The organism is Variovorax endophyticus (assembly GCF_025376855.1).
GTDB lineage: Bacteria > Pseudomonadota > Gammaproteobacteria > Burkholderiales > Burkholderiaceae_C > Variovorax.
The window spans coordinates 31710-51536 of record NZ_JAHUTH010000014.1; the positions used below are offsets into that span (position 1 = coordinate 31710).

Sequence of the window (19827 nt, forward strand, 5' to 3'; positions counted from 1 at the left end):
CACAGAAAGCCTTCGAGGGCCGATCAGGCCAGATTTCCGGGGCGGGCTTGGCTGTCTTTTGGCTGAGCACAGGACCGCGCAGCGCTGAGGTGGACGGCGGCGGAAATCGGCACGAGTCTCGCTCATCCGAAAGATTTAAGAGGGTGGGTTCCATCGGACCGACGATCAGGCGGTCATCGGGGAGCGTGAGCGATGAGCAGTCAAGCCACGCTGGCGTCGGGACTTTGGTGTGATGCTGTGGCCCGCCTCATAGGACTTTCAGCTCGCGACTGCCTGGAGCCTGCGGGCCGCAGTCCAGCCGTGCTACGGCCCTCTCACCATCCGCGCCAGAGATGCCGACCGCTGGCAACCTAGTGGGCGGATAGATCGTGCGGAAAAGCTATGGTCCGCCGGCCCGTCCTTTGGCAGGATCGTAGCTCGATCAACCACGGAGAAAACACTTTGCGTCTCATCCTCGCCATTCTTCTTCCCTTCGTCGCCTTTTTCACGATCGGACGCCCGATCGCGGGCATCATCTGTTTGATTTTGCAGGTCACCCTCATTGGCTGGCTTCCGGCTGCGATCTGGGCCGTGTATGCGCTCAGTCAGTACAAGACGGATCGCAAGATCGAGAAGGCGCTGAGCGCTCGCAGGAGCACCTGAGCATCACACGTGAGGATCATGCGGATCCATCGCTAGAAGGGCGTTCTCCGCGACGCCAGATCCCTCGATCATCAGACCTCAAACCGAGTAGGAGTTCGAGACGGCCCGAACATGCTACATCCTCCACTGTCTGGCGAGCCCAGCTCGCCGCTGGGCAGCCACCACCGCTGCCTGACACGGCAGTTCGGCATGCCGAACTCCTCGGCCACGTAACACTCGTGGCTCGCGCGTGATTTCAAATTTTTCGATTGATACTCGGCATTCAGACTACGACCAAGACCGGCGCACAAAAACGGCGGCATGCGGCGCTGAGCGGAGATGTGACGTGTGCTCACCGTTGCCGGCAAGTTTGGCCCCGTTGACTGGCACCAACAGGTGAACTGCACCGATCCAGGGCGACTGCGTTTAGTTTTAGTCTCATTCGGACTTCATCCAGACGAGCGCCGTGACTCACCTCCCCGCACATTCGCCGAATAAATTAACGACGTGCTGCCTTGGCGCGTCTCGAAAACGTCGAACTGCCTCTTCTCCTTGGAAGTTTGGCGCAAGGCGGCGAGTGAGCTCAAATTCAGTCGCGCAGCGCCAGCACCACAGACAGGTACGAAACCGGCTGATGCTGGAACGCCTCGATCCCGTGCTGCACATTGGCATCGAACAAGACTGAGTCCCCTGCCCTTACCGAAACCGCCTTGCTGCCATAGCGATACGTGACCTCGCCAGAGAGGAAGTACAGAAACTTCACACCAGGGTGCTGGGAGGTCACGAAGGGCTCGGCGCTAGGCAAAACTGTGACCAGATGCGGTTCCACTAGGATGTGGCCCGAAAGTAGGTGACCCAGCAGCTCATGACGATAGTCCAACGCCGCGCCGCCTCGGTCGACCACTAGGCCCTGCCCAGCGCGCACATGGCAAAAATCAGCCTCACTGCCTTTTTCCGCGAAAAGACGAGACACCGGCACCCGCAGGCTGACAGCGAGCCGGTCCAAGGTGTCCACTGACGGCGACACTAATCCCCGTTCGATGCGCGAGAGCAGCGAGGCTGAAATGCCTGAAATTTGAGCGAGCTTCGAGCCTGAGATATGCGTTGCCATCCGGAGCGAGCGGACCTGTGCGCCGACGCGTGATGCGCACGAGTTGCGCTTTGGTACGGCTTCACGGGGTGTTGAACGCTCCAATGAAACGGGGAGTTGAAAGGAACGAGCTGTCGGGAGTGGCGAAGCAACTTTTTGATTAGACATCTGGACCGCACGAGCAACTGTCAAAATTTGATAAGCATCACAACTGCGAGCTCCAAGGAGCCAACATCGGCCATCCAAGCAAGATGGTGCTAGATGATTATGTACCATACAAGCGGGTGCATAAAAGAGTGCATGCGGCGAAATTCGCGGCATGCGATCGGCACAAGATCCCGCGTTGTTGAAAGCTTTCGCGTCTGAGCTCAAAGCCCGGCGGTCAGCGCTCGGGTTTAATCAAGAGGATTTAGGTTTTGCATCCGGCCTCAATCGCACGTTTATCGCAAAGCTGGAGACGGCCACAACCAGCCCTTCACTGACGAGTCTAGTTGCGCTATGCAAGGGGCTCGCAGTGGAACCATCGGAGCTCATGCAATCTTTGATGAAGCGCTACAAGAAAGAGATTCGAGCCAATCCCACGTAGGGACAAGTTCTTGGACCCCGGCGGCTCTTAAGACAAAAACAGTTGGCCAGTCTTTGCGAGGTTTCTTTCTGCCTCTCGCATCGTAGCTTTCGATTTGCACCGCCTGGTGCCAGTTCAATCGAGCGCAGCGATTAGTGCTTGATATGAGCGCTGACCGCCGAAAACTAACTGTTATCGGTGGTTGGTGCAGCGGTGCTCGTCAAGCTCACCCTGCTGTCGGACCAAGACACCCCCAAGCAATCTCCGGCATGCCCGCGGCGTGCCGCCCTTCCCCGCATGAGTTCCAAGCAGTCAGGCGACAAGCCAAACAGGCTCACCACACGCTGGCAACCCTCACGCCAGGCGAAGCGCGGATTCGTCGCCGGACAACGCGCCTTCGACCACAGTGCTGTACCAAACCGCCACCTGCGTGTGCCGCGGCAACCCGGAGAACACGTCCATCACTGTGGATTCCACGTCCTCAAGTGTCCGCTGGTAGAGCAGTGACGGGGTGGCCGCTTCCGCACCAATCTCCATCCACCGAGGCTCGCCTTCGTCTGCGCGCAACCCAAATGAATCCTCGGCCTTCAGCCGCTCGACCGTCGGCGCGACCAGGTCGACCGAGGATGCGATTTGTTCCGAAAGGTGCGTGGCGACATCGCGAAAGAAGCGAATCCGCGAGAGGTGTTCATGCTTCAGCCAGTCCTCTTGGGTCTCGTGGGCATCCTCCTGGATGCGTCGCATCATGTCGAACGCAGCCGGCTCGAAGATTCCGAGGGTATCTTGCAAAGTCACCATCCGGTCGGTTTGAAGTACCGTTCGCAGGACGTCGCCCGGATACTCTTCAAGAGGCCAATCGCTGAAGTCGTAGCCATCCCCCCGGTCTTGAGTGACTGGCATCGCAGGTGTCGCCCTATCAGAGGAGTCCTTGCTACGACGAGCCACCAGTCTGAACCTCCACGAGGGCGGCGGTTCACCAGCTGCACTCCCAATACGGAGTCGTTGATGCAGTTCGTGTAGTGCATCCGAAGCGCGGGAAGGATATCAATGGGTGTGCCAGGAATCCAGTCGCTGGGCCTCTATCCAGGCAACATGCATCGCTCAAAATTCAAAGGAATGTTCCTGTCTTGATGGAGGGGTTTGGGGGTTGGCGTAGCTCACTATGGCGCCGCAGCTGAACGCGCTCGCAGCGATTCGTACAACTGTGCTGGGCCCAGCAGGATGTCCTTGAGGCCGTCACGCACGCGCTCCGACCCCAAGGCCTGGGAGCTCATGGCCTGGTGGGCTTCGAAGGCGTCGATGATGGCGTCCATCAGCGCTTTGCCCAAGTCGGGGGAGTTGGCGAACTGCTCCTTGCTGTTGCTGGCCGCCTGCTGCATCAGGGTTTCGTTCTCCAGCAGCTTGCCCTTCAGCACGCCATTCACGTAGACGAGTTGGTCATCGTCGGTAAGCTGGCCCTCGAACAGGCCGTTGACCTTTTCGATGATTTCAGCCAGGTAGGCCTGCTGCTTCTCCTGCACGCTGCCGCTGCCCACTGCATCCATCGGCGGGAGCTTGTAGCTGCCGTCGGCGTTCAATCCCATGGGCTGCTTGCCCCGGCTCTTCAGCGTGTGATGGGTCAGCACCACCTTTGACAGGTCTACCGTGTCGCGCTCGCGGCCGAAGTCCAGTAGCGGGATGAGGCGCTTGTAGAACAGGAACCGCTTTTCGATGTCGGTGTTCCCGTAATCAAAGATTTGGCTCAGGAATGCGTAGAGGCGCACATAGGCGCCCATGTCGTTCTTGAACAGCAGCAACGCGTCCAGTTGGTCCTTGGCCGCTTGGGCGGCTTTGTCATCGTGCTTTTCCTCGGCCGCAGCCATATCCTGCTGCGCGGCCTTGTAGCGCTTGAGCAGCCGGTCGGCCACCGGCGCGATGGCGACATCGAGCTGCCTCTGCGTGCCCTTCGGGTCCAAGTCGACTTTGGCCACGCGGTCCACCTCGTACTCGTCGTAGTAGCCGCTGGCGTCCAGTTTTGCGCGCAGGTCGTAAACCTGATGCGGGTCGGTCACGGCTTCCAGTTCGGCGGTCTCGTAGTAGGTCTTGAAGGCCTTGAGTACCTCGGCCGGTTCGTTGACGAAGTCCAGTACATATGTCGTGTCCTTGCCTGGGTGGGCACGGTTCAGGCGCGAGAGCGTCTGCACCGCCTGGATGCCGCCCAGCATCTTGTCCACGTACATGCCGCACAGCAGCGGTTGGTCGAAGCCGGTCTGGAACTTGTTGGCCACGAGGAGTAGGTGGTAGTCGGGCCCCTTGAACACCTCGCGGATGTCGCGGCCACGCAGCCCCGGATTCAGGACGTCGCTGGTCTCGGTGACGGCATCGGGGAAGCTCTCCGTGTCGTTCACCTCGCCCGAGAAGGCGACCAGCACGCCCAGCGGATAGTTCTGCCGTGCGATATAGGCGCGGATGGCCTTCTGCCAGCGCACGGCCTCCTTGCGGCTGCCGACGACCACCATGGCCTTTGCTCTGCCCTCCAGCAGCGGCTGAACATTCTCGCGGTAGTGCTCCACGACGATTTGAACCTTGCTCGCGATGTTGTAGGGATGCAGGCGCACCCACTGCATCAGGCCCTTCATCGCCGTGTTGCGTTCGACCTGCTTGTCGTCCCATTCCTGCCCGTCGTGGGCCAGCCTGAAGGCGAGCTTGTAGCTGGTGTAGTTCTTCAGCACGTCAAGGATGAAGCTCTCCTCGATGGCCTGGCGCATCGAGTAGACGTGGAAGGCCTGCGGCAGTCCATCCGGCCCCTTGCGGCCGAACAGTTCCAGCGTCTTGGCCTTGGGCGTGGCGGTGAAGGCCACGTAGGTGAGGCCCTTCACCCCTGCGCGTGCTTCCATCTGCGCGGCCAGCAGCGCCTCGGTGTCCACCTCGCCGCCGTCCTGCAACTCGGCCCACTCCTGTGCCGACAAGAGCTGTTTGAGCTTGGCTGCTGCATCGCCGGTCTGCGAGCTGTGCGCTTCGTCGGCAATCACCGCGAAGCGCTTGCCCTCGGTCGCCGCCAGTTCCTGCACGGCTTGCAACGCGAACGGGAAGGTCTGGATGGTACAGACGATAATTTTCTTGCCGTCCTTCAGTGCTTGGCCGAGTTGAGCACTCTTGCTGCCGTGCTCGTTGGTGATGCTGGCGACCACGCCGGTGGTGCGCTCGAAGTCGAAGATGGCCTCCTGCAACTGCGCGTCGAGTACGGTGCGGTCGCTGACTACCAGCACGCTGTCGAAGAGCTTTTGGTGCTGCGCATCGTGCAGGTCGGCGAGGAAGTGCGCCGTCCAGGCAATCGAGTTCGTCTTCCCCGAGCCAGCCGAATGCTGAATCAGGTAGCGCTCGCCCGGGCCCTTCTCGAGCACATCGGCCACCAGGGCGCGCGTCGCGTCGAGCTGGTGGTAACGCGGAAAGATGATGTCCTGCGGCTGCTTCTTATCGTTGCGCTTGCAGATGAGGTAGCGGTGCAGGATGTCTAGCCAGCTTTCGCGTGCCCAGACCTCTTCCCATAGGTAGGCCGTGGCGAAGCCATCCGGGTTTGGCTCATTGCCGGCGCCGCCGTCGTTGCCGCGGTTGAACGGCAAGAAGGTCGTCGCCGGTCCCGCCAGCCGCGTGGTCATCATCACCTCGCTCTGACTCACCGCGAAGTGCACCAGCGCGCCACCCGGGAAGCCCAGTAGCGGCTCCAGCATTCCGCCCTTGGGCTGCGGGTGGCGGTCGAAGCGGTACTGGTCCACAGCGTCCTGCACGCTTTGCGTGAAGTCGCTTTTAAGCTCCACCGTGGCCACGGCGATGCCGTTGAGGAACAGGACCAGGTCTAGCTCGTCCTTGGGGTTGTTGGGCGAGTGGCAGACCTGCCGGACCACGCGCAGCCGGTTGGCGGCGTACTTGGCCTGGATTGCCGGATTGATGGCCAGAGCGGGCTTGAACTGGGCTAGCTCCAGCGGCTCCTTGAGTCCCAACATCTCCACGCCTCGGCGCAGCACGTCCAGCGTGCCGCGTTCGTTCATGTTCTTGCGCACGCGCTCGGCCAGCTGCTGGGGTAGGGCGGAGCCATGGGTCTCGGAAAGGCGCTGCCAGCTGTCGGACTGCGTCGCTTCCACCCAGGCCAGTAAGTCGGGCAGGAACAGACCACTCGCGCGGTCGAACCGCGCGGCGTCGCCTTGGGCATATAGCCAGCCGTTGGCAGCGAGGTGGGCGCAAATTTCCTGCTCGAAATGGATTTCGCGATGCAGCGACATGCTCAGACCTCCGAGCGGCCTGTCGCCGGCCGAGTACCAGGCAGGTTGTCTTGCCAAGCCGCGTAGGTAATGGTGCTACCCTTGAGCCGCCAGGTGTTGCGGCCGTTGTCAGTGCGCCCCAACACAGTCGCCGAGGCAGCACTCGGACTCTTGAACGGCGTGTCAGCAGCGAACACCAGATGCGTCCCATCCTCGGATGGTTTCAGCGCACCGGCATTGCGCAGGTCGTCACGCAACTGCTGATAGGAATGCGGTTGACCGGACCAGTCGAGCTTGGCCTGCGACCCCGCGAGCACGGTGAACACTTTGCCGTCCTCCTGGGCTGCGGCAGCAAGGCCGTGACGAGAGCTCTCAAGCTCGAACAGTGCAGCGTCACCCGCACCTTCTAGTTCGGCGAGCAGGGCCTCGGCGAGTGCAGTTTTGCTCTGGCGGTCTTGCAGACGCCAATGCTCCTCCAACTTGGCCAGCATTGCGTCTTGGCGCCGTTGCATCACTTCTGCTGTCCAGTCGGCGAACTGCAGCACCTGAGTGGTCAGCGCGAAAGCCGTGCTACCGCCCTTCGTAAAGTAGGCCGATTTCTTCCAGTCGAAATCGCGGTTGCTCGCCGAGCTGTTCTTCTTGCGGCTCAGCAGGGCCAGATTGCCTAGCCGATGCACCCACAGTTGATGCACTGCCTTGTCGGGTACCCAGTTCGCCCACTGGCTATTAGGGGCCGGCTGCTGGGGCATGACATGCTCGACCGACACCACCTCATGCTGATAACTAGCACTGCCGTCGGACATCAAATGGTCCAGGCGCAACAGCAGCAATGCGAGCGCGCGGGGCGAATGCGTTTCGTATAGCGGGCCGCTCAGAGCCGCATAGGTCTGGTACTGCTCTTCTGGGGAGAGTTGCAGCGGCGACGAAGCGGCAGACAGGTCGCTGCCTGCTTCGACAGCCCCAGTCAACGCGGAGAAGCGCTCGATGCGTTCGTTGACGCCGGCCCTGCGGGCCAACATCGAATAGCCGAGCCGCTCCAGGTCTCGAAAGAAGTCCAATACAGCCTCGGGTTGCTGCCGATACCGCACGAAGAAGGTCAGGGCCGGTGGGACCCAGTCCTTGAATTCCAGCCGGTTCAGCCAGCGAAGGTGCTCGTTCACCAGTTCGGCGTGGTGCGTGCTGGCGTAGTCCGCATCGCGCAATTCGCAGAACGCCTGTGCCATCGGCAGCAGCACTTCATCCACAAAGCTGCGGGGTTGCCGCGCCGGCACCACATGCTCCTTGAATTCCTTAAGCAGCGTACCCTGTGGCTTGGCCTTGCGGTAGACCATGCGGATGTGGCTGAACAGGTCGCCGAACTCGTCCCTGCCGAGGTCTTCCTCTTCGTCTTCCCATTTCTTCGTGTAAGCGTCACGCAGCGTAGGCTCGATGCCGCCAATGATTTCGGCCTTGAGGATGTCCGTTGCGCTTAGGTCCAAGCCACGGCTGTTGAGGACGCCGAAGATGCGGTAGGCAGAATCCAGGTCTGGCGTCGCCACTGTCACAAGATAGCAGCGGGTGATGACGAACTGCACCAGCCGTGTCAGCTCGGGCTGCTGCAGCTTGGCGAGCCCATCCATGAATACTTGGGCGTTGGCGCGCAGGCGCGCTTGCGCGTCAGGCAGCACCGTGTTGAGCTGGGCCAAAGCCTGTAGGCCATTCTCGTGCTGCACGTACTGGCGGAAGAAGTCACGGTCGCGCTCGCGAAGCAAGAGGCGATAGCGGGCCTGCGTACCTTTGACGAGGCTGCCTTTCTCGTAGATGCAGCCGGTGATGTCCTTCTGCAATTCGTCGTCGCCGACAGTGGCACGAATGGCCGACAGCAGCAGCGTCAGCGTCGTCAGGCGCTGCTGGCCGTCCACGACCGTCGCTTCGGGCAAGGCCTCGGCCTTGATGAGCACGATGCTGCCGAGGAAGTACGGTGCAGCGTCGCTGAGCTGCGCGGGGGCAGAGGCAAGTGCTCCCAGCAGGTCGTCCAGCAGCTCCTGCGCCTGGTCGCGGCCCCAGGCATAGGGACGCTGATAACCGGGAATCGTGAAGACGTAGTCGTCGCTGAAGATTTTGGCGAGCGATTGTTCCTTGGCGGTGAGCGTGTGGGTCATGGTTCCTTCTTGTTGCTGTTCTTCAGACGTTGCGGACGTCGATTTGACCGGTGACGGCGGAGGCGATGAGGGCGCGGCGACGTTCATTAAGCAGACCGATCGCCTGCTCGGACTCGGTCCGCAGCGCATCCAGCTTTGCGGTCTCCCGAGAGATGAACTCGATCAACTGAACCTGTTCTTCGAGTGGCGGAATCGGCAACTGCATAGACGTCCACGCATCCATGCGCAGCGCTTTTGTCCCGTGACCTGCTTCGTCTAGCCGCTGCAGTGACTCGTCTGCACTGCCCCTGAGCAGCCACGCAAGAAACGACGCATTTAGGCCGTTTCGTGGCAAGACTGCCTTCAGGTCTTGGTTGATTGTCATCGGCACAAGTGTCTCAACCACGGGGAACATGCGGGCCAGAATCATCCCTCTGACGACTACGAGAACAGCACCGGCGCGTACTAGGCTTGCAGCGCCGTCTTCAACCGCCTGTTGCGTGATGCGGTCGATAGTGCCTCCCAGCTTTTCGACCTTCAGGTCCTTCGCCGACGCCCACGGAATATCCCCATCCCAATAATCTAGCCTGTCCTTGCTAGGCGTGCCCCCGCTCCGTAGCTCAACCAGGTACTTGAGCGGCACGACGTCCCAGTGCGCCGGCACCTCGCGCATCCATGCCACCCCGGAATCCTTCATCGGGGCGCTGGGGTTGAGGCCTTTGGTGACGGCGCGGGAAATGGTGGCCTGGCGCTTCTCGGCTAGTAGGGCGATGAGCTTTACCTGCTCCGCAATCAGCGCGTCGATTTTGGAGGTTTCGCCGTCGAGGAAGGCGACGATGGCGGATTGTTCGGCAGTTGTTGGAACCGGCAGGAGGAGGCCGGCGACGTCGTCCAGGCTCAATTGAACTTTGGTTCCACCGTAGCCCCGTGTCTCCAGATAAGTCTTTCCCAGTTCAGATGCTGCGACGTAGGCAACCCAAGAAGGCAAGACCTTTCCAGCCCTGAGCCTGGCTAGCGCAACGTGTTGGCTAACAAACGCTCTTTCCAGGCAATCCGGCACCACAGCGACTGAACCCAAATATGCGGTGATGGAAAAAAGGACGTCGCCCGGCTGCACCTTCGTCCGCTCGCCCTCAGCCCCGCTGGGAATCTCGACCCGTTGAATATCAGAAAGGTCGAGCTTGATGCTGTCGCGGGTCAGGTTGCCGATGCGAATAAACAGCGCGCCATCGTCAGAGTAGTGTTCAGCCCATCCGCGAGACCCACTCGTCAGGAACGTCAGTTCCCGCTTCAACGGGTAGACGTCCCAATGCAGCGGTATCGACCCTACCCACGGCAGCCCGCTGTTTTTGTACTGTCCATATCTCGGCAAGCTCATTCCGCCAACTCCTCCAGCATCTTCATGATGTTGGCCGAGACGGCCTTCAGCTCCTCGTCGATGGCGTGCAGGCTGCGTGGCGGCTCGAAGACGTAGAAGTGGCGATTGAAGGGGATTTCGTAGCCGACCTTGCTCTTCTCCTCGTCAATCCAGGCATCTGGTGCGTGGGGCAGTACCTCGCGCTGGAAGTAGGCCTGAATGTCCTCGGCCAACGGCACGTTCTCTGTATCGCGCAGCGCGCTGTCGGGCTGGGGCTTGCCTTTCTGCTTGCCCTTCACACCGAGCACCGCCTTGCCCGCCTCGTCCTTTAGCGGGCGCTCGACGGTGATGGTGGTGTAGCCGAAGTCTTCGTTACTGAAGATGCGCGAAATGGGTACGCGCTTGAGCTTGCCGCCCTCAGGGACGGCAGGCGCCCTGTCGGTACCGGTGATGAACTGCGGTTCGCCCTGCGCCTGACCGGCGGCGTCGAAGACGGTGACCTGCTCGGCCTCGGTGAAGTCGCCGAACAGGCGCGTGACGGTGGCGATGTGCGCTTCGCTCATTTCCTTGCGCTTTGACCCGAGGCTCTTGCGCATCTTCTGCCAGAAGCCGCTGGCGTCGATGAGCTGTACCTTACCCTTGCGGTCGGCGGGCTTCTTGTTGGACAGAATCCAGACGTAAGTGGCGATGCCGGTGTTGTAGAACATGTCGGTTGGCAGGCCGACGATGGCTTCCACCAGGTCGTTCTCCAACACGTAGCGACGGATTTCGCTCTCACCGCTGCCGGCGCCCCCGGTAAACAGTGGTGAGCCGTTGAGCACGATGCCGAAGCGGCTGCCGCCCTCGCCATTGACGACCGGCGACATCTTCGAGAGCAGGTGCATCAGGAACAGCATGGAGCCGTCGCTGACGCGCGGCAGGCCAGGCCCGAAGCGGCCGTCGAAGCCCTTAGTCTCATGCTCTTGGCGAACGGCCTTCTCGACCTTCTTCCACTCGACGCCGAAAGGCGGGTTGGAGAGCATGTAGTCGAACTTGCGGTTGCCATGGCCATCGTCGCTGAGCGTGTTGCCGGCCACGATGTTGGCCACGTCCTGACCCTTGATAAGCATGTCGGCCTTGCAGATGGCGTAGGACTCGTCGTTGAGCTCCTGCCCGTACATGGTCAGCCGTGCCTGTGGGTTGTGCTCCAAGAGGTGCTCGCCGGCTATCGAGAGCATGCCGCCGGTGCCCGCCGTCGGGTCGTAGATGGTGCGGACCACGGCGGTGCCGGGAGTGAGCACATCGTCGTCCTCGATAAACAGCAGGTTCACCATTAAGCGGATGACCTCGCGCGGCGTGAAGTGCTCGCCCGCCGTCTCGTTGGAGATTTCGGCAAACTTGCGAATAAGCTCCTCGAAAACCAGGCCCATCTGCTCGTTGTTCACGGCCGCGGGGTGCAGGTCGATATTGGCGAACTTCTCGGTGACCAAGTACAGGAGGTTGGCCTTGGCGAGGCGTTCGACCTGCGTGAAGAAATCGAAGCGCTCGAAGATATCGCGCGCCTCCGGCGAGAAGGCCTGGATGTAGTCGTACAGGTGACGGCGAATGTTGTCCTGGTCACCCAGCAACTTGACCAGGTCCAGCGGGGAAGTGTTGTAGAAGCTCAGGTTCCCGGCAGCGCGGCGCAGGAACGGGTCGGGGTTCAGTCCGGCCTGCTTCTTGGCTTCGAACTGCTTGAGGACGGCAGGCTTGGTGACTTCCAACACGCAGTCCAGGCGGCGCAGCACGGTGAAGGGGAGGATTACGCGGCCGTATTCGCTTTGCTTGTAGTCGCCGCGGAGGAGGTCGGCGACGGACCAGATGAAGGACGACAGCGCTTGATGGTTCATTGAGGGATTCGGAGCTTGAAACGGTGCGGGCGAAGAGCTTGTGTGCCCACCCCCGAAGCTTACCGTCCCGACGTCCCGCCAGGACCCCTGCTCGGGTTCAGGGATACCGCCCCAAGCGGATGAAGAAAGCCGGGCCTGTGCCCGGCTTGACGCTCTGGACCGAAACCCTCGGTGCCCGAGGGCGTCGGGTGAAATCAGCGAACTGCACTCCTCAGTCGTTGGCTAGCGCTGTTGGTTTCCTTCTTGGTGAGCCCGTACCGGCGCAGGGGAGCTACCAACAGTGACCCTGTCCCAGGTTTCCGTACCGTTCAGTAACAGAACGACCGGCATGATGAAGGCCCGAATCGGGTCAGGAGCATGTCGTGAAGAAGAGCAAGTTCACTGAGGATCAGATTGCCTTTGCGCTCAAGCAGGCGGAACTGGGCACCAGCGTCGAGGAGGTGTGCCGCAGGATGGGCATAAGCGATGCGACCTTCTATGTGTGGCGCAAGAAGTATGCAGGCGTGGGGCCATCGGAGCTGCGTCGGCTGCGCCAACTTGAAGAAGAGAACCGCAAGCTCAAGCAGATCGTGGCCGACCTGAGCCTGGACAAGGCGATGCTGCAGGCGGTGGTCGCAAAAAAGCTCTGAGGCCTTCGCAGCGCCGGGCGTTGGTGCCCGAATTGATGCAGCGTTTTGGATGCAGCCAGCGCAATGCCCTGCGCGTGGTGAAGATGTCGGCCCCGACCTACCTGTACAAGCCTGTCAAGAAGGACGAGTCGGCGCTGAAGATGCGCATCAAGGAGATCACCGACACGCGAGTGCACTACGGCGACCGCCGGGTGCACGTTCTGCTGCGCCGCGAAGGCCATACCGACAACGTCAAGCGGATCTATCGCTTGTACAGGGAAGAAGGGCTGTCGCTGCGGCTGAAGCGCCCGCGGCGCAACAAGGCCGCCAAGCTGCGCCAGCCCAAGCAATTGGCTCACGCCATCAACGAGATCTGGAGCATGGATTTCGTGGCCGACGCGCTGTTCGACGGGCGCAAGCTGCGCATGTTGACGGTGGTGGATCTGTTCACGCGCGAGTGCCTGGCCATCGAGGTCGGGCAGGGCCTCAAGGGAGAAGACGTCGTGCGCACGCTCAATGGCATCACTGCGCAGCGCGGCCTGCCGTGCACGATCAAAACTGACAACGGCAGCGAGTTCATCTCCAAGGTGATGGACAAATGGGCCTATGAGCGCGGTGTGGAACTCGACTTCGGCCGGCCAGGCAAGCCCACCGACAACGCCGCCGTGGAGAGCTTCAATGGCCGACTGCGCCAGGAGTGCCTGAACGCGCACTGGTTCTTGTCATTGGCCGACGCGCAGGCCAAGATCGGGGCTTGGCGCCAGGACTACAACGAGAGTCGCCCCCACTCTGCGCTGGGGTGGGCGACACCTGCCGATTTCGCCCGCCGTTGCTGCCTGCAGGTAGCAACGGCGATGTCAGAGGAGCCGGAAGTTTCTACTTCAGGGCGGTACTGATTCGGGTACAGGGTCACAGCAATTCCGAGGCAGTATCTATTCTGGGTCCTGAGTAGTTACATCAGCAGGCCGCGGCTCACAACGCGTGCAATAGCGGCTACCTTGTTGGCTACGGACAGTTTCTCGATCACTTTTTTCATGTGAAACTTGATCGTGTTTGGAGAGACCTCGAGCAAGATGCCAGCTTCTTCGGATGTCTTGCCATCCGCTGTCCAGCGCAATACCTCGAGCTCTCGGTCGGACAGGAGGGGAAAGTCGTCAGGCTCGTCCCTGCGAACCTGAGCCGACAAGTACCGATGCGCGGCATCGGCGAGCAAGTGAAGTTGGTAGCTGAGGATTGCAAGCTCCGAGGACGTTAGCTTTTCGTGGGAGCGAGCGACTGTCAGCATGCCCACGGATCCATCTGGATCGAAGAACGATTGAGCCCATCCGTAGCGCAAGCCGCTTCCGCGTGCCTCGTCCCAGAACCAAGGGGCGCTCTTGAAGAGTTCGGTGCTCCAGACTAGCGATGCATGGGATCGCAAGCCGTGCGCCACGCTTGGATCGATAGCAAGGTAGCCCGCTTCCTGGTAGCGCTGCTGCCAAGCCGCGCTGTAGTTGTTGATCATGCGCGTCTTAGGGCGCGTGAACGAGTCAAAAATTCTGATGCCGTAGGCGCAACGTTCGAAACCAAGCCGTCGCGCGTACCGCGCGATCACGTCGAACTTGGCCTGTAGGTTGTTGGCGCGGACCAGCGCCATTTCCATGTTCAGGAAAAATTCGAAAGGTGAGGCGACGTCCTCATTCCCTCGAGGCTTGTAGAGCCGAAGGCTGCCGCCTGGGCGTCGCTCAAGAAACGGCGCATTCCTTTTCTTTCGCATGGATCGGTTCCCTTAATCGAATGTGATGCCGGGCTTTTTGGGACGTGCTGCAGTGAGCCCGTTGCTTTCTCGGTTTACTCGAGCGCAGTCTAGAAAGGGCGTTCTCGCAACACAGCGACAAAACTTCCACCCTTTCCGCCAATGCTTAAGCGCGGGCCACGCGTCGAAGAGTTGCGCTGCGCACGATGAATACCTTTGTGCGGCTGACGATGAGGAAGTAGGCAGAAAAGCCGATATCGACGTGGCAGAAAAGCTCTCGCCACGGCGGACCGCGCGAAGCAGGCGTATCACGCCATGCTTTTCTCAGGGCTCGACCACGCGGGGACTGCACGAGCCCGAGCAACAAACGCGCAGGATCAGCCGGGTCGAGCAAACGATGCCTAAGCCAGTTCACATGGGGAACACTCGGTATGTAAATGCGCTAACGCCGTTCGTACTCACAGACTCATCACGTTGTACGCCGCGTCATGCCTGAAACCAGCGAAGGTTCACCAACTCGTGCAGCACCTTTCACCATGCTGAGCACGGCCATTCGTGCATGACATCCAGAGGCTCGGAAATGTTTTGAGCGACTCGTACGTTCCGCGCACGTACACACGCCGCTGTTTCCTGCCCTACATCCTCAAGGGAGGAAGTTCGCTCTACAAGCCCGAAACAATGGCGTGATGTCGAGCCAGGTATGGCGAACGAGTCAGGCAACGCGATCACAGCCGTCGGCGCTCTCACTACTGCTGAGGCCAAGTAGCGCAGGAGTCAGCACCGATGTGTTGCTTTGCCTGGCACTCTGCGGTCGCACCGAGTGCCCGCTGGACTCCGTGTCTCGAATGCCATCCACTGGACAGTGGCACGGCCCTCGGCTCGTCGGTTTCCGCCATGGGCCGCGGTGGAAGCTCAGCCTTCTTCCGAGAATTCGACTTCTCGCTGTTGACCTGCCTCGGCCGCCTCGGGCTCGGTCGGCGCCGGTGCCGCGTCGATGAGATGTACGGGGATGAGTTCGACCATCTCTCGGGCCTCCTGCGGTGAGCAGGTGAGCCAGCGGTCGATGTCGTGCTCCTCGATGGCGACGACCGAGCGCTTGTCTTGCACCTCAAGTGGCCTCTTCGTCGCCTTGTCGACCTCTGGCTTGTGCATCCTGGCCATGATCGGGTGCAGGTTGGCATTGATCGTGATCATGGTGAAGCTCTCCCACAACTCACCGGTCTCGCGGTCCAGCCATGGGCTCCACAAGCCCGCGAGCGCCCAAGGGCGGCCATCCGTGCGCTTGAAGCGCCACCACACGTTGGCGCCAGTTTCCCAGCAAGGTTCATCGAAGCTATCGGCCAGGATCACGCACCGCCGGCTGTGGGCCCATGCATCCTTGAAGGTCGGCTTCTTCTCGATTCCGTCGAATCGGGCGTTGTAGGTCGACAGCCGTTTTGACTTTGTCTCGCCCCTGCGCGGCTTGTTTTGGGGGATATGGCTCGGCGAATGCGCTGGGATCAGCCCCCACTGCCCTGCCACCAACTCACGCGCGTACTCGGTCCGCTCGCGATCACGGCGGATGAAGACGCCGGTGGCAAGCGGCCGCATGCTGCGCATCCAGCGCTCAGCGCTGCGCGCGCCGATGTACCAGGCAGCTTCGATCTCGCGGTCTTCGGGGGTGATGTAGCGGGTGCACATGGCTCGGCTGAATTCTGCGCTCGGAGACCCATTGACGGTCAGGTTGTGGCGGGTTGATACTGTATTTTTATACAGTTATTGGAGATTATCCATGGACATCCCCCCGCCCCTGCCCGGCGCCGAGTCGGCGCCCGACGGCCCCGTTTCCAATGAGGAGTTCATCCGCCTTGCGACGCGACGTGACGCCAAGCGCGACTGGACCCGGCGCTTCAGCGACGAGTACCAGCGCCTGCATCAGGGCCGCGTCGACATCGAATACCTGACGCTGGAAGCCCATGCGGTGTATCCCTTCCTGAGCCATCGGCCTCCCGAGGAGTGTGCGCGTCAGCGCTTCGGCTTCGACACGGGCGCGGATCGCTTCGAAGTTCAAGCGGAGCAGAAATTCCGAACCCTGGCGGGCAATATCGGCCTGATCGACCACGGCCAGCCGCTTCCGGAAGATCTCAAGGAATTCGCCCACGGCGTGGCGGAGTTGTGCGCAGCCTCCGCGGAGCAGTACCGCCATCCGCGAGACGGCAGCGCTGGCGATCACATTCGGGCGACCTTCTGTGCGCTGCCCTTTTGATGGACAGGTTGGCGCCTTCTCCGTGTCTCCGAACCCGACGCCTGGCCTGAAGGGTTGCGTCGTTCCAAGGAGTCCGCACTCGCCACCGCTTGGCGGGTGTTCCTCTCAACGCGAGCGATCCGTCGTTTGCCGCTGGCGCGCGGCGCGGCGCGAGCGGGCGGGCGTCGTTGCTTCGCGATCGCAGTGAGGGCCTCATTCCTCCCGCGGACTGCCGTGTTGACCTCAACCTTCTTCATCGACAACCGGACCACACAGAAGGCACAAAGCCTTGACTGGATGCGCCATGAACAACACTGAACTTTTTGAGGTCGAGGCGGCAGTCGACGCGCCGCTGAATTTCGACATCCTGCTGCAGCCGCACCGCGTTGCCTTCATTGCCAAGCTCCTGGACTACCCGCACGCCACGGCCGATGTCGTGCGTATATCCGAGCAGCGCTTCACGCGTGAGCTCGAGCGCCAGCTCGGCGAGGATGTGGTGCCGGCGCTGCGTGCCTACCAAAACGCCTATGAGTCCAGCGGCGCGGACCTCACGAAGGACGAGCTGGCGCTGGCGCAGCGCTGGGCCAAGGCCTATGACGCTGCGCGAACCGCAGGCTTCCGAGATCTCGGGGACACCGACGAGGCGTTCTTCGAAGTCCGGCCGGTTTGAAGTGGACATCCAGGCCGAGTACGCGGCCATGGCCAGACGGGCCGGCGAGCTGGCGCCGGACGAGCCGCTGCGCCCTACCCTCCTTGAATTTGCCGAGCTCGTGGTCGGCATGTGTGCCGAAATCGGCCAACACTATGGTGACTGGGACCGCAACGCTGGCGATCACATCCGGGCGGTCATGTACGACATGCCCGGTCTTCTCCCCCCACCTCGACAATTGCCGGATGAGCCAAGCTGATTTTTTCCTGTCTGAGACCTCCGTGCTGGTCACACCCGTCTGGTACAGCGAAAAGGTGCAAGACACGCGCGAACTGCCGATGGCGCCGGGCGACTACAAGGTGACGCCTGGTGCGCGTTGGTCTGTCACGTCGCTCAAGGACGGTGCGACGGTTTACGAGGGCATCGGTCGTGTGGTGATCCGACGCGCCAACGGCGCGTGATCCCATTGAGCCGATGCGTCTCTCTTGATTGAGACACTTGTTGCACAGGATTCAAGCTAACGGCCTTCGTCCTTAGCCGCAGGCTTCGCTCAGGAAGCGGCCGCGAGCCGCGGCTGCCACCCACGCTGCACTGGCCAGGTTGCATCTAGCATATCGATGCATTCTTGCCCGAAAGGGTCGTCAGGCGACAGCGGCCCCTCCGCGCTCGACCTTGGCCTTGCCGGCAGGACGAGTCTGCCGCTTGCGCGCAACGCCAGACGCGCGCGTACGACGCGGCGCCGACGGTTTGGCAAGGGAGCTCAGACTATCGAGCATGATCACAGTGCCCGTTTCAGTTCTGACAGCTACGGCCAGTTCTCCGCCCATTGCTTCTATGTACTTGCGCAATGTAGAGAGCAGCAGGTCCGAACGCTTCTCCAGCTGAGCCACAGCGTTTTGTCTGACATTGAGAACGCGCGCCACTTCCTCCTGGGTCTTGACCAACGCAGCGCGGACCTCCGCCAATGAATCCGCATGACGAACCATCTCCTCTGCCAAGACGGTCGCTTTGCTCTGGATGAGCTTCTGATCCTCGACGGAAAACTCTTCGATGATGCTTCGCAGCGTGGTGCTCATGTTGATTCCTTCTTGTCCTTGGCGAGTTTCTTCAGGTGGGCGTCGAACCTCTTGTCGGCCGTGTTGATCAGCGCCTTGTAGAACGCCGCCTCGTCCTGCCCCTGCTTGTCGCCGGCTACCAGCACATACGCTTTTCGCTGCGGATCGAAGGCGAAGGCCGCCCGCCAGATCTCCGAGCCGTTGTGAGCCTTGAAGCGCAGCTCCTTCATGTTGGCATGCTTCGATCCATTGAGCGTGTCGACATGGGGTCGTCCCGTCTTCGGTCCCGCCAACTCGATGGCCTTGGCAGCGGCGGTCAGTTCGAGACGCACATCCGGATCGAACGCACGGAACTCCGGCAAGAATTCTTCATGAAAGAAGACTTCCCACTGCTTTGAAGAGGTCTGTGCAGCAATCGCGACGTTAGAGGACGATTTCTTGAATTTTCCCGCCATACAATTTTAACGTGATATCACTTTAAAATTATCCTCGGGCCTGAGTATGGCTGGCAAGGTCGTGCCGTTAGCCCAGTCCTGCTCGCGGGCTGGGCGGCTCGAACCGTAGGCCTCCCTGGCTGGGCGCGACATTCTGGAGAAGCAAATCGAAATGCCGCTAGTCAGCGGGCACGGGCTCGGCCGTGCGAAATTGGTGTAGGAGCCGGCCAGACCATCCAAGCACCGGACGAACCTCTCGTTGCGCAGGTGGCCAAAGTCTTCTTTTTTTTCGCACGCTCAAGTCGCCATCGATAGTGGGCTGCGCCGAATCTGCTCCGCGATTTCTACCAAGTAGGCAACGGTTGGACGTACACAGCGAAACCTGCGGTTGGACTGGGTGAGCCTTGGCGTTCCCCCTTTGGTCCAGAGTTGCTGCCTTCTGCCCAACGGAACGACATGGTCGGACAGCGCTCCAGCGCTGCGGGTCGAAGTGGCGTCCGAATCTCATGTTGGCATCGCCCCTTCTAGCGCTGACCTGCCTATGCCCTTGGGCTCATGACGTCAGTACTCACTCTTCTACGTTCCTGAGGAAGACGGCGGCGAGCATCGCCGCGGCTCGCCCGTCGCCCGCGAGGTCCTCAACGGACAGGCGGGGTTCATCGTCGTGCGAGAGATCGCGGACTTCAGCAACGTACTTCAGCACCAGGTCTTGGTCGGTCATGGCATCGCCGCTTTTCCCGAGGAGCCACCGGTTCACCTCTTCCCGGGAAGCCACGCGGAACACGGCACGGACCGGACGTGACACGCGCACGCGGTCGTCCAACTGCCTTGTCAACTCGAAAACCTGCGAGATGGTGTCTGTCATGAGCAACCTCACCGCAGGGCGTTGCCGGCCGGTCCAAACGGTCACGCACCTGAGGCGCACTTCTCCCTCCACTCCCAGCCTGCGCGCCGAGACAATGTAATCATTTGGTTGCAATGCTAAGCCCAATGAAACAAAATGCAATCAAATCACAGGTGCTGCGCCTCGCGACCGGCATCAAGGGAAGAAAAGCGCGCCATGTGTGATGCGCCTCACCATGGCCACGACAAGCGAGGGATCCGTCACGCTTGTCGGCAACGATGGACGCAACTCTTCTCTTTGCGAACATGTCTTTCTTCTCCGCCTGCGACTGCACTGCAAATCACCTGGGACGCGTAGAGCGACGGGGGTGGATGCGCTTGTTCTCTCAGCGTCGCCTGTATCAGTGCTCGAGCTGCCGA

Annotated in this window: 18 protein-coding genes; 7 read left to right on the plus strand and 11 right to left on the minus strand. The window is 61.1% G+C overall.

The genetic code is table 11. The features are described 5' to 3' along the window. Nucleotides 1-441: 441 nt before the first annotated feature. Nucleotides 442-642 (plus strand): YqaE/Pmp3 family membrane protein, encoded by a 201-nt coding sequence (locus KV106_RS19110; RefSeq protein ID WP_261211719.1) that lies wholly within the window; start codon nt 442-444, stop codon nt 640-642. Between the two features lie 568 nt (nt 643-1210). Here KV106_RS19110 and KV106_RS19115 read toward each other — a convergent pair. Next, the gene (locus KV106_RS19115) at nt 1211-1879 is read right to left on the minus strand and encodes a helix-turn-helix domain-containing protein (protein WP_261211721.1); all 669 of its coding nucleotides are present in this window, start codon (nt 1877-1879) and stop codon (nt 1211-1213) included. A 151-nt stretch (nt 1880-2030) separates the two neighbouring features. Between KV106_RS19115 and KV106_RS19120 the strand changes: the two genes are divergently transcribed. Further along, entirely contained in the window at nt 2031-2297 is a 267-nt protein-coding gene (locus tag KV106_RS19120) for a helix-turn-helix domain-containing protein (RefSeq protein ID WP_261211723.1), read from the plus strand. Nucleotides 2298-2630: 333 nt separating this feature from the next. Here the strand turns inward: KV106_RS19120 and KV106_RS19125 are convergent, their stop codons facing one another. From KV106_RS19125 to KV106_RS19145, 5 genes are all read right to left on the minus strand, one after another. Then, a complete protein-coding gene (locus KV106_RS19125) occupies nt 2631-3176 on the minus strand; it encodes a hypothetical protein (RefSeq protein WP_261211724.1) in 546 nt (181 codons plus the stop codon). Between the two features lie 260 nt (nt 3177-3436). Beyond that, nucleotides 3437-6535, minus strand: a complete 3099-nt coding sequence (locus tag KV106_RS19130; RefSeq protein WP_261211725.1) for a type I restriction endonuclease subunit R — start codon at nt 6533-6535, stop codon at nt 3437-3439. Between the two features lie 2 nt (nt 6536-6537). Beyond that, on the minus strand, nt 6538-8655 hold the full coding sequence (locus KV106_RS19135) for a DUF4357 domain-containing protein (protein ID WP_261211727.1): 2118 nt from the start codon (nt 8653-8655) through the stop codon (nt 6538-6540). 22 nt (nt 8656-8677) lie between these two features. After that, nucleotides 8678-10012, minus strand: coding sequence for a restriction endonuclease subunit S (locus KV106_RS19140; protein WP_261211728.1), 1335 nt, complete (start codon nt 10010-10012; stop codon nt 8678-8680). Further along, nucleotides 10009-11859 (minus strand): type I restriction-modification system subunit M, encoded by a 1851-nt coding sequence (locus KV106_RS19145; protein WP_261211729.1) that lies wholly within the window; start codon nt 11857-11859, stop codon nt 10009-10011. Before KV106_RS19145 ends, KV106_RS19140 begins: the two co-directional genes overlap by 4 nt. Nucleotides 11860-12221: 362 nt before the next feature. On the opposite strand from KV106_RS19145, the gene KV106_RS19150 reads away from it, so the two are divergent. Further along, a protein-coding gene (locus KV106_RS19150) for an IS3 family transposase (RefSeq protein WP_409976538.1) occupies nt 12222-13363 on the plus strand; the annotation gives its coding sequence in 2 pieces (ribosomal slippage) (nt 12222-12474 and nt 12474-13363; 1143 coding nt in all). Between the two features lie 56 nt (nt 13364-13419). On the opposite strand, the gene KV106_RS19155 is transcribed toward KV106_RS19150, so the two are convergent. Together KV106_RS19155 and KV106_RS19160 are read right to left on the minus strand one after the other, a co-directional pair. Beyond that, nucleotides 13420-14223: a LuxR family transcriptional regulator gene (locus KV106_RS19155; protein ID WP_261211731.1), complete on the minus strand. Its 804-nt coding sequence runs from the start codon at nt 14221-14223 to the stop codon at nt 13420-13422. Nucleotides 14224-15114: 891 nt separating this feature from the next. After that, nucleotides 15115-15882 (minus strand): SOS response-associated peptidase, encoded by a 768-nt coding sequence (locus KV106_RS19160; RefSeq protein ID WP_261211733.1) that lies wholly within the window; start codon nt 15880-15882, stop codon nt 15115-15117. Between the two features lie 91 nt (nt 15883-15973). Between KV106_RS19160 and KV106_RS19165 the strand changes: the two genes are divergently transcribed. The 4 genes from KV106_RS19165 (at nt 15974) to KV106_RS19180 (ending at nt 17536) form a co-directional block, all read left to right on the plus strand. Beyond that, entirely contained in the window at nt 15974-16447 is a 474-nt protein-coding gene (locus KV106_RS19165) for a hypothetical protein (RefSeq protein ID WP_261211735.1), read from the plus strand. Nucleotides 16448-16730: 283 nt separating this feature from the next. Continuing rightward, nucleotides 16731-17096 (plus strand): hypothetical protein, encoded by a 366-nt coding sequence (locus KV106_RS19170; protein WP_261211737.1) that lies wholly within the window; start codon nt 16731-16733, stop codon nt 17094-17096. A gap of 1 nt (nt 17097) precedes the next feature. Beyond that, on the plus strand, nt 17098-17334 hold the full coding sequence (locus tag KV106_RS19175; RefSeq protein WP_261211739.1) for a hypothetical protein: 237 nt from the start codon (nt 17098-17100) through the stop codon (nt 17332-17334). Next, entirely contained in the window at nt 17321-17536 is a 216-nt protein-coding gene (locus KV106_RS19180) for a hypothetical protein (protein WP_261211741.1), read from the plus strand. Before KV106_RS19175 ends, KV106_RS19180 begins: the two co-directional genes overlap by 14 nt. A 180-nt stretch (nt 17537-17716) precedes the next feature. Here the strand turns inward: KV106_RS19180 and KV106_RS19185 are convergent, their stop codons facing one another. From KV106_RS19185 to KV106_RS19195, 3 genes are all read right to left on the minus strand, one after another. Then, nucleotides 17717-18151, minus strand: coding sequence for a helix-turn-helix domain-containing protein (locus KV106_RS19185; RefSeq protein WP_261211743.1), 435 nt, complete (start codon nt 18149-18151; stop codon nt 17717-17719). Further along, complete coding sequence (locus tag KV106_RS19190) at nt 18148-18585, minus strand: type II toxin-antitoxin system RelE/ParE family toxin (RefSeq protein WP_261211745.1); 438 nt, start codon at nt 18583-18585, stop codon at nt 18148-18150. Before KV106_RS19190 ends, KV106_RS19185 begins: the two co-directional genes overlap by 4 nt. 547 nt (nt 18586-19132) lie before the next feature. Continuing rightward, entirely contained in the window at nt 19133-19429 is a 297-nt protein-coding gene (locus KV106_RS19195; RefSeq protein ID WP_261211747.1) for a hypothetical protein, read from the minus strand. Between the last annotated feature and the right edge of the window lie 398 nt (nt 19430-19827).